The sequence below is a fragment of the Psychrobacter sp. ER1 genome (assembly GCF_048631835.1).
Taxonomy (GTDB): Bacteria; Pseudomonadota; Gammaproteobacteria; order Pseudomonadales; family Moraxellaceae; genus Psychrobacter.
In genome coordinates this window covers 1,921,259-1,939,951 of sequence record NZ_CP184640.1, presented here as the reverse complement: position 1 = coordinate 1,939,951, position 18,693 = coordinate 1,921,259, and the positions used below count along the sequence as shown (strand labels likewise).

General features: G+C 44.3%; 15 protein-coding genes and 1 pseudogene. 8 read left to right on the top strand and 8 right to left on the bottom strand.

Annotation, left to right across the window (positions count from 1 at the left end; all coding sequences use genetic code 11):
* The first annotated feature begins 181 nt into the window (after positions 1 to 181).
* The 7 genes from speB (at position 182) to ACOBWA_RS08845 (ending at position 8,865) form a co-directional block, all read left to right on the top strand.
* A complete protein-coding gene (gene speB, locus ACOBWA_RS08875; protein ID WP_057760617.1) occupies positions 182 to 1,150 on the top strand; it encodes an agmatinase in 969 nt (322 codons plus the stop codon).
* Positions 1,151 to 1,299: 149 nt separating this feature from the next.
* Positions 1,300 to 3,021: a 5-guanidino-2-oxopentanoate decarboxylase gene (locus ACOBWA_RS08870; protein WP_420229107.1), complete on the top strand. Its 1,722-nt coding sequence runs from the start codon at positions 1,300 to 1,302 to the stop codon at positions 3,019 to 3,021.
* A 105-nt stretch (positions 3,022 to 3,126) separates the two neighbouring features.
* On the top strand, positions 3,127 to 4,545 hold the full coding sequence (dld, locus tag ACOBWA_RS08865) for a D-lactate dehydrogenase (protein WP_420229106.1): 1,419 nt from the start codon (positions 3,127 to 3,129) through the stop codon (positions 4,543 to 4,545).
* Positions 4,524 to 4,952 carry a hypothetical protein gene (locus ACOBWA_RS08860; RefSeq protein ID WP_420229105.1) on the top strand — a complete coding sequence of 143 codons (429 nt, stop codon included), beginning with the start codon at positions 4,524 to 4,526 and terminating at the stop codon, positions 4,950 to 4,952. Before dld ends, ACOBWA_RS08860 begins: the two co-directional genes overlap by 22 nt.
* Positions 4,933 to 6,339 (top strand): YjiH family protein, encoded by a 1,407-nt coding sequence (locus ACOBWA_RS08855; RefSeq protein ID WP_420229104.1) that lies wholly within the window; start codon positions 4,933 to 4,935, stop codon positions 6,337 to 6,339. The genes ACOBWA_RS08860 and ACOBWA_RS08855 overlap by 20 nt, the downstream gene beginning before the upstream one ends.
* Positions 6,340 to 6,494: 155 nt before the next feature.
* Positions 6,495 to 8,018 (top strand): aldehyde dehydrogenase family protein, encoded by a 1,524-nt coding sequence (locus tag ACOBWA_RS08850; protein ID WP_420229103.1) that lies wholly within the window; start codon positions 6,495 to 6,497, stop codon positions 8,016 to 8,018.
* A 331-nt stretch (positions 8,019 to 8,349) separates the two neighbouring features.
* A complete protein-coding gene (locus ACOBWA_RS08845) occupies positions 8,350 to 8,865 on the top strand; it encodes a TetR/AcrR family transcriptional regulator (RefSeq protein ID WP_420230749.1) in 516 nt (171 codons plus the stop codon).
* 42 nt (positions 8,866 to 8,907) lie between these two features.
* On the opposite strand, the gene ACOBWA_RS08840 is transcribed toward ACOBWA_RS08845, so the two are convergent.
* From ACOBWA_RS08840 to ACOBWA_RS08805, 8 genes and pseudogenes are all read right to left on the bottom strand, one after another.
* Complete coding sequence (locus ACOBWA_RS08840) at positions 8,908 to 9,534, bottom strand: CDP-alcohol phosphatidyltransferase family protein (RefSeq protein WP_420229102.1); 627 nt, start codon at positions 9,532 to 9,534, stop codon at positions 8,908 to 8,910.
* Between the two features lie 80 nt (positions 9,535 to 9,614).
* Positions 9,615 to 10,247, bottom strand: coding sequence for an ATP-binding cassette domain-containing protein (locus ACOBWA_RS08835; protein WP_420229101.1), 633 nt, complete (start codon positions 10,245 to 10,247; stop codon positions 9,615 to 9,617).
* A gap of 108 nt (positions 10,248 to 10,355) precedes the next feature.
* Positions 10,356 to 11,435: an ABC transporter permease gene (locus ACOBWA_RS08830; RefSeq protein WP_420229100.1), complete on the bottom strand. Its 1,080-nt coding sequence runs from the start codon at positions 11,433 to 11,435 to the stop codon at positions 10,356 to 10,358.
* A gap of 34 nt (positions 11,436 to 11,469) precedes the next feature.
* A complete protein-coding gene (locus ACOBWA_RS08825) occupies positions 11,470 to 12,117 on the bottom strand; it encodes a hypothetical protein (RefSeq protein WP_420229099.1) in 648 nt (215 codons plus the stop codon).
* A 103-nt stretch (positions 12,118 to 12,220) separates the two neighbouring features.
* On the bottom strand, positions 12,221 to 13,411 hold the full coding sequence (locus tag ACOBWA_RS08820; RefSeq protein WP_420229098.1) for an ABC transporter substrate-binding protein: 1,191 nt from the start codon (positions 13,409 to 13,411) through the stop codon (positions 12,221 to 12,223).
* A 193-nt stretch (positions 13,412 to 13,604) separates the two neighbouring features.
* Positions 13,605 to 15,653 carry an FAD-dependent oxidoreductase gene (locus tag ACOBWA_RS08815; protein WP_420229097.1) on the bottom strand — a complete coding sequence of 683 codons (2,049 nt, stop codon included), beginning with the start codon at positions 15,651 to 15,653 and terminating at the stop codon, positions 13,605 to 13,607.
* 333 nt (positions 15,654 to 15,986) lie between these two features.
* On the bottom strand, positions 15,987 to 16,391 hold the full coding sequence (locus ACOBWA_RS08810; RefSeq protein ID WP_102078490.1) for a hypothetical protein: 405 nt from the start codon (positions 16,389 to 16,391) through the stop codon (positions 15,987 to 15,989).
* A 455-nt stretch (positions 16,392 to 16,846) separates the two neighbouring features.
* Positions 16,847 to 17,379 (bottom strand): annotated as a pseudogene (locus ACOBWA_RS08805) (DUF2058 domain-containing protein).
* A 363-nt stretch (positions 17,380 to 17,742) separates the two neighbouring features.
* Between ACOBWA_RS08805 and ACOBWA_RS08800 the strand changes: the two are divergent.
* Positions 17,743 to 18,606 (top strand): universal stress protein, encoded by an 864-nt coding sequence (locus ACOBWA_RS08800; protein WP_420229096.1) that lies wholly within the window; start codon positions 17,743 to 17,745, stop codon positions 18,604 to 18,606.
* The last annotated feature ends 87 nt before the right edge of the window (positions 18,607 to 18,693 follow it).

The following is an 18,693-nucleotide window of genomic DNA, read 5'->3' as shown; positions in this document are numbered from 1 at the left end:
CTTTCTTTCAATCAATACTGCCTCTCATAAACTTCTGATAGTGACCTATAAGCGCACTTTAGTACGAAAAAATAGAAGTTTACTTCTAAATTTTACCATGGTTCCTTCTCTTATATTTATGTATTGTCAATGGCATGTAGCAAATTGTGTACTTAAACCAAATAGAACAAGGAAGTAACTTATGACATTCAATCAACCATTAAGCGGCAACGATATGCCAAGATTTGGCGGTTTCGCTTCTATGATGCGTCTGCCAACTCAAGCCGATGCTGAAGGGTTAGATGTGGCGTTCGTTGGCGTACCTTTAGATATTGGTGCATCCAACCGTAGCGGTGCAAGATTGGGTCCTAGGCAGATTCGTGATGAGTCAAGAATGATTCGTCCCTACAATGTGGCCACTCGCGCTGCGCCCTTTGAGTCATTACAAGTCGCTGACATCGGCGATGTGCCTATCAATACATTCAACCTGCTAAAAAGCGTTGATATCATCGAAAAATTCTATACCGATAAAATCGTCAAACACGGCGCGATTCCTCTAACACTAGGTGGCGATCATACTATCGCGTTACCTATCCTACGTGCACTTGCCAAAAAACATGGTCCTGTCGGCATGGTACATATCGATGCTCATGCTGATATCAATGATGATATGTTTGGCGAAAAAATCGCTCATGGTACGCCGTTCCGCCGCGCTGTTGAAGAAAACCTTATCGATGGTAATCGTGTGGTGCAGATTGGTCTACGTGGTACAGGCTATAGCGCAGAAGAGTTTGACTGGTCAACTGAACAGGGATTCCGCGTGGTACCTGCTGAGGAGTGCTGGTACAAATCGCTAACACCGCTTATGGCTGAAGTACGTGAAAAGCTAGGTGATGGTCCTGTCTACTTGAGCTTCGATATCGACGGTATTGATCCTGCATTTGCCCCAGGTACGGGCACTGCTGAAATCGGTGGTCTGACCTCTACTCAAGGTATCGAAATCATTCGCGGTATGCGTGGCCTAGACGTGGTAGGCGGTGATTTGGTTGAAGTATCACCACCGTACGATCCATTCGGTAATACCTCGGTATTGGCGGCGAATTTATTGTTTGAGATGCTATGTATCCTGCCAGGCGTACGCTATGACGACAAGGTTAAGGCGGTTTACTAATCACCATCAATGATTACCTCTATAATGAGCAACCTTTGCAGCCAGTAATTAGTGACTAATAATCGGTATGAAAGAAAAAATACAAAGGTTATTTTGAGGTATTGATAATTATCTGAATATTCAGCGAAATTTTTTAGGATGACTGACCCATGACCCAATTGACGCAAACGCCTTCTTCTTTGTCTGACACATCATCACTGACCTGCGGTGAGCTATTAGTGCAGTGGCTAGAGTATTATGGTGTAGAGACCGTTTTTGGTATCCCTGGTGTGCACACGGTAGAGCTGTATCGCGGTCTGCCAAATACCAATATCCGTCATGTGACACCGCGTCATGAACAAGGCGCTGGGTTTATGGCAGACGGCTATTATCGTGCCTCTGGCAAGATTGGCGTGTGTTTTATTATCACAGGACCCGGCATGACCAATATCATGACAGCGATGGCACAAGCGCTGGCTGATTCGATACCGATGTTGGTCATCTCTAGTGTTAACAAAGTCAAAGACACGGGTAGCGGTGAAGGGCATCTACATGAGTTGCATGATCAGCAGGGTATGGTCAGTAAAGTAGCCCTGACCAGCAAAACCATTTGGCAACCTGAATCGCTACCGACAGTGATTGCCGAAGCCTTTGCTTTATTTAATGGTGCACGTCCGGGACCAGTCCATATTCAGTTGCCTATCGATGTCATCACCGCTGATGCCAGTCATGTCGCTAAGCCACCTACTTTAAATGCTGCCGCAACTCGCCAAGCCGATACAAATAGTTTGAGCCTACCACAAATTACTAGACCACTACCGAATCCTACGCAATTAGACCTGATCGTACAGTCATTAAAAACCGCGAAAAACCCTGTAATACTTTATGGGGGCGGCTGTGTCGATGTCGATCAAGATGCACAGCGATTGGCAGAGCTGATAGATGCACCAACGTTTTTGACAATTAATGCCAAAGGTCTACTACCACCTGGTCATCCGTTAAGTCTAGGTAGTAACCAGTCATTAGACGCAGGCCGCGCCGTGATTACCGAGGCGGATTGGGTATTAGCGATTGGGACTGAGCTTGGTGAGACTGACTATGATGTGTTCTTTAATGGTGAGTTTAAGATAAATGGCACGCTGGTACGTATCGACTGTGATGCTCAGCAATTGCAGCGTCCATTTAGAGCAGATATCGCGGTACTGTCCGATGCGCAGATGGCGATTAGTGGTCTATGTAGCCGCCTAGAAAATCAGACATTCGATCATCAAGCACTGTCACGTGTCAATGAGGCAAAGCAGGCCATCTTAAAGGATGTAACGACAGATTTTGCGGGTCAAAATGCATTACTAAAGCTGATTAGAGATGAAGTAGAAGACGTCATTTTCGTTGGTGATTCAACGCAGCCTGTCTACAGTGGCAACCTTGGTCTTGAAGCCTTAGCGACGCGTAAATGGTTTAACTCATCGACGGGTTTTGGCACGTTAGGCTATGGTTTGCCTGCCGCTATCGGGGCCATGGTTGGTTCAAACTTGCCTGTTGTCAGTCTAATGGGTGATGGTGGTATTCAATTTACGATTGCTGAGCTTATCTGCGCAGCCGAGCTTGAGCTACCATTGATTGTTTTGCTATGGAACAACCAAGGCTACGGTGAGATTCGTCGTTACATGGAAGAGGGCGGTTTACCACTAATTGGCGTCAACATCAAAACGCCAAACTTTGAGCCATTAGCAGCAGGGTTTGGCGCTGGCTATCGCAGAATCACCGATAAGCAGCAATTGCTAGACGCATTAAAGGTAGACACGAAGGGTAAACAACCAATCATTTATGAGATTGATGAAGCGGACGACTTTCTAAAAGAAATGGCCAAGACAGTGACGTATTTTAGTTAATAGTAATACTGGCGCTAATGCCACGGATAATCACGAGACTGATAGTCACAGTTCTAAAAAACGACAAAAAAATGACAAACGCTGGTGACGCAAGGAAGCACGTTCATGACGCCCAATGCTAGAGAAATGTCAGAAAGTAGACATGAGCAAATACTGCGTTTGTTGACGGCGCTTGCTGCTGTCGTTGGTACAACCAATGTATTGACAAAACCTAGCCAACAGCAGTCTTATGTGCAAGGTGCAATTGAGGCTATCACAGACGCTACCGTCGCAGTTGTGATACCGCACTCTCTTGTGGCACTATGGCGCGTCATTAATATCTGTGCCACTTTTGATGTGATTATCATTGCTCAAGCGGCCAATACAGGCCTAACAGGTGGCTCAACTCCGAATGGAGAGTATGATCGACCACTAGTCGTAATCTCTATGCAGTTATTGGGCGGTGTGCATTTACTTAATGATGCAGCAGAACTGGTTGCTTTGCCAGCCGCTACTTTGCAGCAATTAGAGTCTACCCTTGCGCCATTAGGGCGTGAGCCACATTCAGTATTGGGCTCTAGTTGTGTTGGCGCATCGGTAATAGGCGGAATCTGCAATAGCTCAGGCGGGATGCTAGTGCAGCGTGGACCTGGTTATACTGAGATGGCGTTATTTGCCAGACGCAATACCTCAGGAGCGTTTGAGTTAATCAATCATCTGGGACTGGATTTGGGGTCGCATCCAGAGGAAATGCTAGAGAACCTGCAAGCTGGCACGTTTAGCGAAGCGTCAGATAGTGCAAGCGATGGTAAAGTCTGTACCAACCATCATTATCAACACAAAGTCCGTGATTGTGAGGCAGAGACACCTGCTAGATTTAACAATGATCCTAACGGCCTGTATGAAGCGTCTGGCTCAGCTGGCAAGGTCATTGTATTTGCGGTGAGGGTAGCGACCTTTGCCAAGCCTAAACACGAGCAAACATTTTATATCTCGACCAACGACGCTGATACCTTCACCACACTCAGGCAACAATGGTTAAAAAGCGAGTTGAACCTGCCCGTGTTGGCTGAGTATATGCACAAAGATTATAACGACATCACGATACATTATGGCCGAGACACTTGTCTGAGTATGCGTAAGCTCCCTGCTAGCAAGATAGGGTCGCTGTATCGACTGCAAGCAAAGATTGGCTACTATCTGGATAAGTGGCATCTCCCAAATACGCTGCCAGATTGGATACTGCAACTAACATCTAGGTTTATGCCGCCGTCATTACCAGCCACTTTGACTACGCAGGCGCTCTCATATAAATACCATTTGATTATAAAAGTCGCAGATGGTTTTGGTAACGACTTTGATAATGGCATTAATAAAGATTCTAATAAAAACGATGGCAACAATATCGCTGCTGCGCAGGATTTTTGCAAAATCATCTGCAGCAGTATCAAGGGGCGTTGCATGTATGCACAGAGCTTGAGTCGCAATCATTATTGGTATTTCGCAGTGCCGCGACCGCTGCTATGTTTCGCTATCACAATTTAAATCAAGACAAATTTGGCGAGCTGTTATCGACCGACATTGCCTTACCTAGAAATGCTGTAGATTGGGACGAGACTCTACCTGACTCCTTACAAAAACAAGTCAGCAACACTTTTTATTTGGGGCATTTTTTCTGTCATGTCATGCACCAAGACTATTTATTGAAACCTAATATCAACGCCAAGCAATTCAAGGATGAGTTGCTGGCATTTTATGATAAGCGTCATATTGAGTATCCAGCGGAGCACAATGTGGGGCATGTGTATCCTGCTAAAACCGAACTACATTATTTTTATAAAAAACTGGATCCAACCAATTCGCTTAACCCAGGTATTGGTCAGACAGAGAAATGGAAAAACTGGCAATCATCGCCCATCAAGGAGAAGTTAAATGACGAGTTATATGGATAAGTCGCAGCAGCCGATTTTAGGGAATAATACGGTCGATCCAGAAACGCCAAAAGCAGGACAGTGGCGTGCAGCAATGTGGAAGTTTTTATTGTTTTCAGCACTGGGTATTGCACTTTTTATCATACCGTTTGAGTGGGATGGGAAAGTTACAATTTTATTGGGTGTATTGACCGATACGCTACAGTCCGTGTTAGGTGGTTTGGTGACCTATATTGCTATGGCGATAGTGACTATCTCCGCTCTTGGTGCACTGGCAGTCAAAGCGTTAAAGCCTAATTTGCATAAAGATTCACTGGTAAAAAAGCTTTTTGATGTTGATTGGTTTTGGCTGTCCACGCGTTTTTTAGGTATGTTGTTTGTTTGGATGATTTTCCTGCAAGTCGGCCCCGAGTTTATTATCAATCGTAATACGGGCGGCGTCATCTTCGAAGATTTGATTCCTATTCTGATTCCGTTGTTTTTCTTCGCCATTTTATCGCTGCCATTTTTGACTGATTTTGGCTTGATGGAATTTTTGGGCACTTTAGCCAGTAAAGTATTTATCAAGCTTTTCAAACTACCTGGTCGTTCTGCTGTCGATGCAATGTCTTCTTGGTTTGGTGCCGCGTCTATCGGTTTGCTAGTCACTATGCAAGAGTATGATAAAAGCTTTTACAGTCAGCGTGAAGCCGCCATTATTGCGACCACATTTTCAGTCACTTCTATTGCCTTTACCTATGTAGTTGCCAAAACCATCGGCGTAGACAATAACTTCGTCTTCTTTTATCTGACCATTGCGCTAACCGGTTTTATTGCTGCGATTATTATGCCGCGTATACCACCATTATCACTTAAGCCTGATACTTATCATTCTGGCAAAAGCATGCTAGATGAAGGCATCCCTGCTGAATATACAGCGTATAAGTGGGCAGTCAATCGTGCGGTGACTCGCGCGCATTCTATGCCAAGCTTAGGTAAAGTGTTCAAACGCAGCGTACAAAATCTGTTTGATATCTATTTTGGACTGATTCCTGTTATCTTTGCGATTGGTACCATCGGTCTTGGCCTAGCAGAATACACGCCAGTCTTTAATTGGCTTGCGACACCACTTGTACCACTACTTGAGTGGTTACAGATTCCAGAGGCGGCAAAAGCAGCTCCTGCCATGATTATGGGCTTTGCAGATATGTATCTGCCAGCATTGGTCGGCAAAAGCATTGAAAGTGAGATGACACGTTTCATCGTTGGTGCTGCCTCAATTACTCAGATTATCTATATGTCTGAAGTGGGTGCGCTGATTTTGAAATCAAATATTAAGCTAAATGTATTAGAGCTATTTTTAATCTTTATCCTTCGTACGCTTATCAGCTTGGTAGTAATTACGTCTGTGGCGCATCTACTGTATTAGTAGCGTGTCTAGTATTCATAAGGCATCTAGCCTGACGATAATATGCAAATGGTCGGTTTTTCTGTAGTCAGTTAAACCGACCGTTTAGCCAATCACATTACGGACGTTACGCACATAAAGACAATTTGATCAAACATATAAGGCGATTGACCATTATGGAAATGCTGAACTCTACAGAATTAACCAGAGAAACTGCCATACAAACGGCTCAAAACAAAGTTGTATTAAATGCCGCTTATATCAATGGTGAATGGGTTACGATTGCAGCGCTCGCGACCGATTCTAATCATTCAAATGACCATGCATTGTATGATCCAAATTCAGGCGAGGTGATTGCAACGACGCGCTTATGCACCAGTGCCCATGTAGAGCAGGCAGTCGAAGCGGCTGATGAAGCCTTTGCTAGCTGGTCACAGACTAGTGTAAGTGAGCGTGCCCGCTATCTAAATGCGATTGCAGAGTCTATGGAGCAGCAATTCGATAAGTTGGTTGGACTGTCTGTATTAAACAACGGCAAACCAATTGAAGAGGCGAAGATAGACGTAGGGGACGCCATTGCCTGCTATCGCTACTATGCCAATCTCATCACAGAGCAGGCAACATGGTCTAAGGTATCAACGTTTGAATCGGGTATTCGTTTGTTAAAGACATACTCGCCAGTGGGTATTTGTGCGCTGATTACCCCTTGGAACTTCCCAATGGTGACGACTTCTTGGAAGCTGGCACCTGCGCTAGCGGCAGGTTGTACCGTGCTATTGAAACCGTCTGAGGTGACACTACTACCAGAGCTTATGCTAGGTAATATCTTATCTGAGATTGGCTTGCCAAAAGGGGTGGTTAATATTTTACCGGGTGCTGCTGAAGTGGGCACTGCTATGACCAGTCATCCGCTGATTGACAAAGTGTCTTTTACTGGTAGTAATGTAGTCGGCGAAAAGGTCATGATCCAAGCAGCAAAAGGCATCAAAGACATTAGCCTAGAGCTGGGTGGCAAGTCTGCTATTGTGGTCTGTGCAGATGCTGATATTGACTACGCTTGTGATTTAATTATTGGCGGTATATTTACCAATACTGGTCAGATATGCTCGGCCACGTCGCGATTGGTTGTCCATCAAGACATCGCTGAACAGCTTTTTGAGACGTTAAAAGTAAAAACGGAAAGTTTGCAAATAGGTGATGGTTTCGCGACAGATACGCAAATGGGTCCATTGGTGAGCGAGCAGCAGCTGAATCAAGTTAAGAAATTCTTTGATATTGCGACAGCTGAAAATCTGGACTGCTTAACTGGCGGTGAGCTATTAGAAGCATCTGGCTATTTTGTAAAGCCAACTGTCTATGCGAATGTGCCAACGACCAGCCAATTATGGATGGAGGAGGTGTTTGGGCCTGTATTAGTCTGTACAACCTTTACTGACGAAGCAGAGGCTATCCGCTTAGCAAATGATAGCAAATATGCTTTAGCAGCAACCATCGTGAGCGCTGATGAGACTGCTGCGCTTAAGATGGCGCTACAAATCAAAGCCGGGCATATTTGGATTAACGAGCAACAAATCGTACTGCCAGAAGCAGGATGGGGCGGATTTAAGCAAAGCGGTATCGGCCGTGAGTTGGGCGGTGATGGTTTGTCCGCTTATCAGAAGAGCAAACACGTATTACTGACCGATCAATTGGATTTTTAACTAGATTATCACTAGCCACTGTAGAGACCATTTACTAGCTATCAGCATGACTGTTGAATTATTGTAGAGTGATTGCTGATAGCTAAGTCGCGCCCTAGCATTACGTTTGTTTACCAGACCGTTTCTTATATTAACTTTACTGTCGCACCCATTCAGGATAAAATTGAGCAATCATTCAAGTTTTATAGCCGTGCCCATTTTTATATGAGGTCACGGCTTTTTAAATGGGGCATATTATGTCACGCACCGCACTTTACAACCGTCATGACGCCTTGGAGCGTGCGCTACAGCTTTTTGGCAAAAGGGTTTTCATGCTACTTCTCTAAAAGATATCGAGCAAGCACTCGATATGCGCCCAGGTAGTATCTATGCCGCTTTCGGTAATAAAGAGGGCCTGTTTCAAGAAGCGCTAGAATACTATGCGCGTCTAGGATTGACTGAGCTTGAGCGAGTGTTGAGCCATCATGAAACGCCTTTATTAGGCCTTGCCGCTTATATACGTCAGCTTGGCGGGATTCGTGATAAGGCGTTGCCGAGTCGAGCCTGTATGCTGGTCAAAAGCCTACTAGAGCTGGGTGCGCGTGAGCAGACAGCGTTAACCAAGGTAGAGATGCTGCTGGCAGGTATGGAGACGCGATTTATAGAATGCTTTAGAGGAGCGCAGAGTGTCGGTGAGATGGATAGTGAGCTCGATCCGGTTAGGCTTGGACGCCGTCTACAGGCAGAAGTCATGGGGCTACGTGCCTTTGCCCAGCGTGACATAGAGAGCTCGACGGTACACGCCCTTGCTGAAGATATGGCCTTATCTATAGAAGCACTGCGACTAGATGATTCAGTAAATGCTTAGAGGTTCATTGCTAGGTTTCAATATGACGTATATCTCAGGCGCTTACTTGGTAGATTCGAGCTGCTTGAGGGTATGATACCCACCATGTATACGAGTGAAAATAGTAACAGCGCAAGCAGTAGCAAAGATACCAGCAAGTAGCACAAAATGCTGCGGCCAAATGCAAAGAGCAATAAAAAGAGCGATAGTTTCGGTGCCTTCAGTAAGACCATTAAGATAATAAAAGCTCTTATATTTAAACTGCGGCTTGTCTAATTGAAACTTTTCTGCAGAAATCGCAAAAGCTAAAAAGCTCGAACCTGTCCCAATAAATGCCGATAATAACAACGCACCTGCAATAGCATTTTGTGCAGGGTTGGCCAAAATGAACCCAAGTGGCACAGCGGCATAAAACAAAAAATCAAGCGTGATATCTAAGTAGCCGCCAGCGCTTGAGCTTTGCTGTGCATAGCGTGCCATTGCGCCATCCAGCCCATCAAAGATACGATTCAATATTATCGCTGCCAGTGCGCCATACCATAGCTCAAACGCGAGTAGTGGTAATGCCAACATACCAATCAAAAACCCAGCTACCGTAAGCTGATCAGCCGTAATACCGAGCTTATGCAATGTCGCTACTATTGGAGTTAGCAGTGGCTTGATCACGGGCGTAATAAACTTGTCTAACATGCGAGCTGCCTTTTATATTTTGCTTGTTTTGATACTTTGTTTGGGTATTTAGCGTTGATATTTGACTCTGATATCTAAAATTATCGTCCTACATAAATAACTTTACCGTTGGCTGCTTTGGCATCGCTTTGGTCGTGCGTGACCATAATAGCAGGCAACTTATGAGTACGAATCTGATCGAATACCAATTGCCGCGTATCCATCCTCAATTGTGTATCAAGTTTGCTAAACGGCTCATCAAGTAGTATCGCTTTGGGCTCACTCAGTAGCGTGCGTAGTAGGGCAACACGTGCTTGTTGACCACCTGACAAGTTGTCAGGATGACGATCTCCCATCCCTTCTAAGCCCACTTGCGCTAAAGACTGCGCTATTTTTTCAACTCGCTGTTTTTTGTTTCCTTTTGGCATAGCAAAAGCAATGTTACCCGCGACTGATAGGTGCGAAAACAGCAGTGCATCTTGGTACAGCACACCAATCCGGCGCAAATGCGCTGGCAGGTGAGTCATGTTTTCATCGTTCAACCAGACAGTACCCGTCGCGGAAAAATCGCTCGCCAAAGTGCCTGTTAGCCAGTTTAGTAAGCTGGACTTGCCACTACCAGAAGGGCCCATCACGGTTAGGATGTCGCCACCAGCGATGTGCTCATTGATACTCAATAACTGCTCGTTTTGACGAAACAGCTGTAAGTCTTTTATCTGTAGAGATGATGGCATCAGAAACCCTTTATTTGCGTTTTTCACGACTGATTATTTTAGTATTTTTAGTGGCTAGTTTTTGCATAACGGCTACTTTCACTACTTTTCTTATTCGTGGTCAACTTGCTACCGCGCGCCACTTCTAAAGAAGTATTTGGGTAGCATCCAAGCCACTATAAAACCGATGAGCGGTAGCGCCATTTGCATGATGGCATAGACAGCACTGGTACGCCTACTGGCACCATTCGCCAGTGTCACCGCTTCAGTCGTGATAGTGGCAATACGTCCGCCACCCGCCAATAGAGTTGGCAAATACTGACCAAAGCTGATCGCTAGACCGAGCGCAATGGCAATTAAAATAGGGGCAAATAACTGCGGCAGTTTTATCTGAAAAAATACTTTGATAGGAGCAGCGCCAAGGCTGGCGGCCACATGAGCGAAACGAGGATCTAAGCGCCGATAGCTACTGGCCAATGATAAAAACACGTACGGTAGCACGAATAAAAGATGGGCAAATGCCACATTAAAAAATTCTGATTGATGATTGGCCAACTGCTGTAACCATACCAAGCCAAACAAGAAAGCAATACTTGGCACCAAGAGCGGTAAGTAAATAATAAAACTGGTGAAGTGTGACAATGGCTTAGCACTCAGTTGCTCAGCTTCCAAGCATAGCAACGTCAGAAAAACAGCAAAGGCAGTACTAACGGCACCAATGCTAAGCGTATTGACCAACGGTGTGCTCATTTGGGTAAAGGCACTTTGAAAATGTAATAGCACGAACTGCTCTGGTAGCATCGCCGGAAACCGCCAAAATCCTGCAAATGCCCATAGTACGAGCCCAGCGAGTGACATGAGCATAAAGCCAATCACACCTACGGTAAGTATAGCGGTGACTTTTTGCCAGATAGTATCTGCATAATGACGTTTGCCATTGACTGACGAAACACTAAATATGGCTTTGATAGCTTTTTCGCCGCCCAGCCAAAAAGCGACTAACCCTGCTGTCAGTACAAGTTGTAATAATGCCCCTGCTGATGCTTTGATACGCAATGTCAGGTCAACATCGTTAAACCATTGTATGATAGAGACGGCAAGCGTTGGCGGTGTGTTAGGACCTAAGATCAATGGCATCTCGACGCTCGCACTGGCATAGGCAAGCACTGCTAAAATTGGTAAACGTAGAAAAGGATATAACAGAGGCAAGACCGTCTTAAAAAAGCAGTAATTGGGTAATAACCTAAATTGAGCGCAACGGTATATTGTTGGCGCAGTTTTTGCCAAGCTCAGGCTGAGCAAGCGCGCCCAGTGCCATTAATAATAAAAACGGCAGCTCCTTTAAGGTTAAACCCAAGATGATACTGATACCGTATGGATCATGCGGAAACATACCATCGGGTGCCATCTCCCAACCAGTTAGCCACGGGGAGATGAGCCGTGCAAACATGCCTGATGGCGCAATCAAAAACCCAACGGCAATGGCTGCGGCTGCATGAGGAATGACTAAGATGGGACTTAATAAATGCTCAATACGCTGCAACCAAACACTGTTAAAGAATGCGGCTAATATCATCAGGGCAATAACAAAAGCAAGCAGGGTGCTGATAAGTCCTGTAGCGAGACTTAATGCAGCCATTTGCGTGATGCCAGGCGTTTGCCATAGGTCTATAAACCCTTGTAGATTCAAGGTTGTTTTTTCAAGGGCAGGAAGCCAGCTCAGGGCGGGCAACAGTACACAGATGAGGCCACAGAGTACCGGTAGTATTAGTATGAGAATTAAGAGTTTGGGACTAAAAGACACGATACGCGTAAACAGGTCTTTTTTCTCAAGCGTAATAGGTCTAGGGCTATCACCTTTTTTCGTTATTTTATCAAAACCTTGGCTCATGGACTTACCCCATAACGTGCTTGCCAGCCTTGCTGGATGGCTTCTACCCAGCTTGGATGCGGCTCGCTTACCGTGCGTTTGACACTATCAAAGGGCAGGGCGCTTAGATGGGGCTGCTTGGTTTTGAATAATGCTTGTTGTGCAGGGCTAAGTGTAGATTGAACCAGTACGCTTTTGTCACCCCATACCGAGGGGGTTTGTTTTTTGCTTGGGCTTCTGGACTCATTAAGAAGTTGGCTACTAATTGTGCCGCCTGAGGATGGCTAGCATTATAAGGAATGGCGACAAAATGAGTATTGCTTAAGCTGCCGTCACTCATGGCATAGCTGCGAATGCTCTGAGGTAAGTCATAGCGCTGCACGGCCGCAGGAACTTCTGGTGCTGAAAAAGTAAAGGCAAGACTCAGCTCTGTATCATCGACCAAGCGCCGCATCTGCGCACCTGTCTGCACGAACTGCTCACCATTACGCCATAAGGTTGGATGAAAGTCATTTAAAAATGCCCATAGCGGATCTAATACGAGCGCGGTGTTTTCTTCAGTGGCAGGCAAGTTGAGCTGCGCGCTAATGTTTTCAACCGTTTGAGCGTTTTGTTGTTCATGCAGCATGACTAAAACGTATTTTAAGAAACTCATACCCAAAAAATCAGGCGGCTTTGGGTAGCTAAAACGGCCAGGGTTTTGTGCTGTCCAAGTAGTCAGTTCAGTTAGCGTTGTTGGCGGTTTACTGGTCGACAGGCTGTCGTAATAAAACGTCAGAGAGGCTTGTCCCCATGGTGCTTCCATGCCGTTGGTCGGCACACCAAAGTCGAAATTTACGGTTGGATTATTGTCCGGGTCAGTCAACGCAAAATTGGGCAGCTTGTTCGCCCATTGCTTAAGTAGCAATGAGTTTTCACTCATGGTGGCAAAGTTAGCACCATTAATCCAGACCAAATCAACACTGCCTTGGTTGTCGTTATGAGCGGATTTTTCTGCGAGTACCCGACTGACTGCTTCGCTGGTGTCGCTCAATTTGACATGGACTAAGTTGATATTATATTTGTCATCGACTTGATCGGCGACCCATTGTAGATAAGCGTTAATCTGTGGATCACCGCCCCATGCATAGAAATAAACGTCTTGATTGCTGCCTTGGGCTTCTATCTGCTGCCAAGGTGATAAGTCTTGGTTAATATTGGCAGTAGTTGGCGATGCTGTGCTTGCTGATATACCAATACAAATGCTCATCACCATAGCGTAGGTGCTATATCGCGTAAGACGTTTGAGCATTGGTAAAGTGGTAATAACGCGCATTCAAGTTTCCGTTATGATTTAAATGTTAGTAAAGCTGGTAAAGATTTCATAGTCTGCCATGTCAAACCAAACAGATATCACAAAATCTAAACCAGCTTTATTGGAGTCTTTTAACACTTTGCTGCTTGCGTCATTTAATGACGTTGATCAGCAAACTGCCATTAATTAACTGCTATTAACTAACCGTCATTAACTAATCGCGACGCCAAGTATGGTATTTTTCCAACCAACTTAATACGGTCTCAGGCGCATGAGCACGTTTCCACTCACCAGCGGCGTATTTGTTACCTTCTGCCCAAGTAGGGTAGCTATGAATGGTGCCCAATATTTTGTTGAGACCTAGACCGTGTTTCATGGCCAGTACAAACTCTGCGATTAGGTCGCCTGCATGTTCAGACACCACCGTAACGCCAAGTATTTTATCTTTACCTTTTGGCGTGATGACTTTGATAAAGCCTTTAGCCGCGCTATCCGTAATGGCGCGATCCAGCTCTTCAAACTCAAAACGAGTAATCTCGTAATCGATGCCTTTATCAATGGCTTCTTGCTCGTTAATACCGACGCGAGCGACTTCTGGGTCGATAAACGTAACCCACGGAATCACGCGATAATCTACTTTAAACTTTTTCAGATTGCCAAATAAACCATTCACTGCGGCATACCAGCCTTGATGAGCTGCGACATGAGTAAACTGGTATGGGCCAACGATATCGCCTGCAGCAAAAATATTGGGATATAACGTCTCTAAGTATTCGTTGGTCACGATAGTACGATTGGTTTCGATACCTAGCGCCTCTAAACCATAACCTTCAAGGCGTGCGCTACGACCAACGGCACAAAGTAGCTCATCATACTCGATATCGATTTCTGTTTCATTGTGTTTGACGATAATGTATTTTTTGCCATCACGTATCTCGCAGCGCATTGCTTGATGTGAGGTCAAAATATTAACACCGCTATCAGTGAGCGACTGATGAGCAAAGGTAGACACTTCAAGGTCTTCTTTACCCATAATGCGATCGCTCATTTCAATTTGCGTCACATTAGAACCCAGTCGAGCAAAGCTTTGCGCAAGCTCGCTACCGATTGGACCACCGCCTAGTACTACTAGCTTTTTCGGGGCTTCTTCTAGCTCGGAAAATTTCGTCCATAGCGTGTCACTGGTCACGTAGCCTGTTTCTTCTATACCTGGTAGAGGCGGTACAAATGGGCGAGCGCCAGTGGCAATGACAATGGTACGCGCTGTTAAGGTTTGCATGCCGCCGTCGTTCAGTTTGATTTCTACTGTCCATGGGTCGACCAATTTGGCATAACCTTTGACCACATCGACACCCAGATTGGTATAGCGCTCAACACTGTCGTGTGGCGCGATATCGGCCACTACTTGCTGTACGCGTGCCATCACTTTTTTGAACGAAAACTGTGGTACGGTATTCTCTAACCCGTAGTTCTCCCCATGACGAATTTGATCAGCAATTTTTGCGCTCTTAATGATGGCCTTACTAGGTACACAGCCATAATTTAGACAATCACCGCCCATCTCACCTGCTTCAATCAATGTGACTTTTGCCTTTACTGCTGCGGCAATGTAGCTTGTGACCAATCCACCAGCGCCAGCGCCAATCACAATCATATTGCGATCGAACTTTTTAGGTTTGGTGTGGTTTTTATAAACACGGCGTTTTTTAAACATGTTCAACACTCCTTTTGCTATTAATGGGAAGAAACCTAATAATGCAAATGAGACAATTAAGTTGAAAGATAAAATACCCGATAAGCTGTCTATCTGTGCCAGCTGTGTCCCTGCATTGACAAAGACAAACGTCCCCGCCAGCATACCGATTTGACTAACCCAGTAGTAAGTCCATGTTTTAATAGACGTCACACCCATCAATAGGTTAATCAAAAAGAATGGAAATATGGGTACCAGACGTAAGGTAAATAAATAAAATCCACCTTCTTTTTCAACGCCTGCATCAATAGCTGCCAACCGCTCAGGAAAGCGCTGTTTGATGGTGTCACGCAGTAAATATCGCGATGCCAAGAAGGCAATGGTAGCACCAATACTCGATGCAAATGAGGCAACGAGTAAGCCCTGAACCAAACCAAATAGTGCACCAGCAGCTAGCGTCAAAATCGCAGCGCCTGGTAAGGAGAGGGCAGTGACGACGACATATAGTAAGAAAAACCCACCGATAATCAATAGCGGTGACTGCGCTTTGTATTCATTAAATTGCGCCATCGACCCTTTTAAGCCATCAAGCGTCAATAATTGATTTAGGTCAAAATAAAAAAGCTTGCCGCTAATATCAATATTAATAGTATTAAAAATATTCTTTTAATCATGAAAAGTCCGGCCAAATAAGGGAGCGAAGGCTAAAATCGTAGTTATTACTCAAACTGTAGAATACTCATCATCTGAATAACTAAACTTAAGTAACGTGGCGATCAAATCGAATCGTCTGAATCGCCTAACCACGATAAAAAGTTTAAGTCGGCAGTCTTAATAGTATATAAATTATGTCTTGCTGTCTGACATTTATACTACTTAAGCAATAAGCACTGCCACCGACATTTATACTGGAGACGTATTTTTACCCAATGTTAGGGTGTCATAGTCTCTCATTAAGAATAGCGCCAAACAGGCTGCCAGCATTGGCCATGCAGCAAAGAACAATAAGTTATCAAAAGGCGTTAGGTAAAGACCAAAGGAGGCAAAAGTAGAAGCGGCGTGTAGTAATAAGATAATGCCGTATGTCCATTTTTTGAATAAACCCATGACGAACGAGAAGATAAGAATAATTTGTAAGCTACCAATCAGATAAACAATAGTGATGCCCAAGTTTTCTAAAGCGTAGAATTTAGCAAATACATTGGCGGCATGCTCAGGATTTACGAATTTATCGAGTGTCCAAAAGAAGAACACGATGAAAACACCAAGGCGAAGAAACAATAGTGAGAGTGGTAAATGTTTTGGCATGGATTATCTCTTTTTGAGAAAAAGTAAAAGTGAATTGGAACAAATTAAGCAAATAAAACGGGCACGATGGCACCGAACTATCAAGTAACAAACATAGGTAAAATATGAACAATATTGAGTGATCACTCAAAAATAAACAAAGTATTGCCACAAAATGTACTAAAAACGCATTGTAGTAGTTATTGAATAACTGTTCAAGTTGATTATATCCATATTCTGGCAATTATAGCGATAGGTTACTTTCTTTAACTAAACCAGCAATGTTAGGTTAAAGAAGCCTGATTTATGTACGTTTGATTGAGCCTATCGACACATTTAAAGCTTATCCCATGCTGTAAGGATTTGTCTAATCTGTATAGATGCAAAAAGCCCTTTATAGAACGCAAATTCTATAAAGGGCTCTTGATTGAAGGCTTATAACACTATAGTAAAGCTAACAGCAGTAAAACAACTCTCTACCACATCAAATCATCTGGAATCACATAAGCAGCATACGGATCGTCTTCTGCCAGTGCTTCTTCAGCAGTGTCGTTTGACACAACCATAAAACCTTCCATTTTTGAATCAATACGATCGGCTAATGGGCGAGGTAGTAGTGCGTAGCTCTCTTCCAAACGTGCAATGACTACGTGACCGGCCACGATTTGATCGTACAGTTTCTGAGTGATAGCAATTTTCTTTACCTTGGACTCATCGACAAACTGATAGCTGATCTCACCTTCTGTCTCAGTAATTTGATGCTGCTTAATCATTTGGACGATATTGGCCTTTAATGCTTTCTCTTCCAATACGCGCTGTTTTTCTTGATTAAGCTTTTGATCTTTTTCCAGCTTTTGGGCTTGCGCCTCTGCCAGCGCTTTCTTTGCTTCGACGCTTTCTGAGTCACCAGTACGCTTGGCATGTTGCGTTTGCTTGCTGATTTTTTGGCCTTTTTGCTATCAACCAAGCCAGCCTTTAATAATTGAGCCTGTAGGGCGTTTTTTGCCATAATCCAATCACCTAAATAACGTTACCGAAATCATAAATGCTAAAAAATACATTGTAGCAAACTTTGCTAGCGCATGTGGTCAGACGATGATAAGACTTTATATATAGCTAGGTATCAGCCTGCGGTGAGCCATGCACAATGCTGTCGGTAACAAATTGCAATTATTGCAAAAGGGTCGCACACATCGCTGGATGAAGCCGTGTAAATTGGTTATTATCAAATGAAGGGGCAAATTTGCTTTATAAGAGGATTTCTGCAAGGTAACTGTTGTGAAGTAAGTAAAATATACCCTACCCAGAGAGCATAGCTTGGTCAGGACTAACAAGCTGTATAGGATTAAATAATTAAATTTAAGGACAGATTATGACAATATCACAGCACATTTTAGCCTGTATTGACGGCTCGGCAGTGACTGAATCGGTTTGTGACTATGCAGCATGGTATGCCAGTAAATTAAACGTACCTGTTGGGTTATTACATGTCAGTGACGTGCCTGCTTCAGTTAGGCGTGACTTGTCAGGCGCGATAGGCATCAATAGTCGTCAGTTTTTATTAGAAGAGTTGTCCCAATTGGATGAGCAAAGAGCAAAAGTCGTCAACAGCTATAGCAATGCGTTGGTACAAGATGCCAAAAGTCATATTCAAAGCAGTTTCGCTGATGTCAATGTTCGCGTTTATCAACGCCACGGCAAACTGCTTCCTAGTATTGAGCATTTTAAAGAAGAAAATCGTGCGATTGTAATGGGACGACGCGGAGAAGATCATAAGAACAGTCGGATCAATATTGGTAGTCAGATTGAGACGGTCGCTCGTGGGTCAGATATTCCCATATTGATTTGCTCAGAGAAATTTGAAGAGCCAAGCTCCTATATGATTGCCTTTGATGGTAGTAAGACCTCTATTAAAGCGGCACGAATGGTGTCAAAAAGTCCACTATTAAAAGGTCTAAAAGGCCATATCGTGATGGTGGGCAATCATAACGACGCCGCCAAGCAAAGTATGAGCGCCGCCGCCGCACAGTTAGAAGATGCTGGATTTGTCGTTGAAGCACATCATTTATCTGCTTCTGATGCGGTGGACGGATTGTTAAAGTTTCAGGTAGAGAACAATGTCGACATTATGGTGGTGGGTGCGTACGGACACTCGAAATGGCAGCAATTGTTTCTCGGAAGTACAACGACAGAAATTATCGCTAGCACGTTATCGCCGGTCATTCTAGTGCGGTAATAACGTCATATATTTATGTTTATCGTCTAGGGCGTGTCCTCAGTTTTATATTGTGGGTACGCCCTAATCATTTAATACTTTTGCAAT

Bases quoted from the DNA above. Each gene is read 5' to 3' on its own strand.
- speB (WP_057760617.1), top strand. From the start codon at position 182: ATGACATTCAATCAACCATTAAGCGGCAACGATATGCCAAGATTTGGC.
- ACOBWA_RS08870 (WP_420229107.1), top strand. From the start codon at position 1,300: ATGACCCAATTGACGCAAACGCCTTCTTCTTTGTCTGACACATCATCA.
- dld (WP_420229106.1), top strand. From the start codon at position 3,127: ATGACGCCCAATGCTAGAGAAATGTCAGAAAGTAGACATGAGCAAATA.
- ACOBWA_RS08860 (WP_420229105.1), top strand. From the start codon at position 4,524: ATGTTTCGCTATCACAATTTAAATCAAGACAAATTTGGCGAGCTGTTA.
- ACOBWA_RS08855 (WP_420229104.1), top strand. From the start codon at position 4,933: ATGACGAGTTATATGGATAAGTCGCAGCAGCCGATTTTAGGGAATAAT.
- ACOBWA_RS08850 (WP_420229103.1), top strand. From the start codon at position 6,495: ATGGAAATGCTGAACTCTACAGAATTAACCAGAGAAACTGCCATACAA.
- ACOBWA_RS08840 (WP_420229102.1), bottom strand. From the start codon at position 9,534: ATGTTAGACAAGTTTATTACGCCCGTGATCAAGCCACTGCTAACTCCA.
- ACOBWA_RS08835 (WP_420229101.1), bottom strand. From the start codon at position 10,247: ATGCCATCATCTCTACAGATAAAAGACTTACAGCTGTTTCGTCAAAAC.
- ACOBWA_RS08825 (WP_420229099.1), bottom strand. From the start codon at position 12,117: ATGAGCCAAGGTTTTGATAAAATAACGAAAAAAGGTGATAGCCCTAGA.
- ACOBWA_RS08820 (WP_420229098.1), bottom strand. From the start codon at position 13,411: ATGCGCGTTATTACCACTTTACCAATGCTCAAACGTCTTACGCGATAT.
- ACOBWA_RS08815 (WP_420229097.1), bottom strand. From the start codon at position 15,653: ATGGCGCAATTTAATGAATACAAAGCGCAGTCACCGCTATTGATTATC.
- ACOBWA_RS08810 (WP_102078490.1), bottom strand. From the start codon at position 16,391: ATGCCAAAACATTTACCACTCTCACTATTGTTTCTTCGCCTTGGTGTT.
- ACOBWA_RS08800 (WP_420229096.1), top strand. From the start codon at position 17,743: ATGACAATATCACAGCACATTTTAGCCTGTATTGACGGCTCGGCAGTG.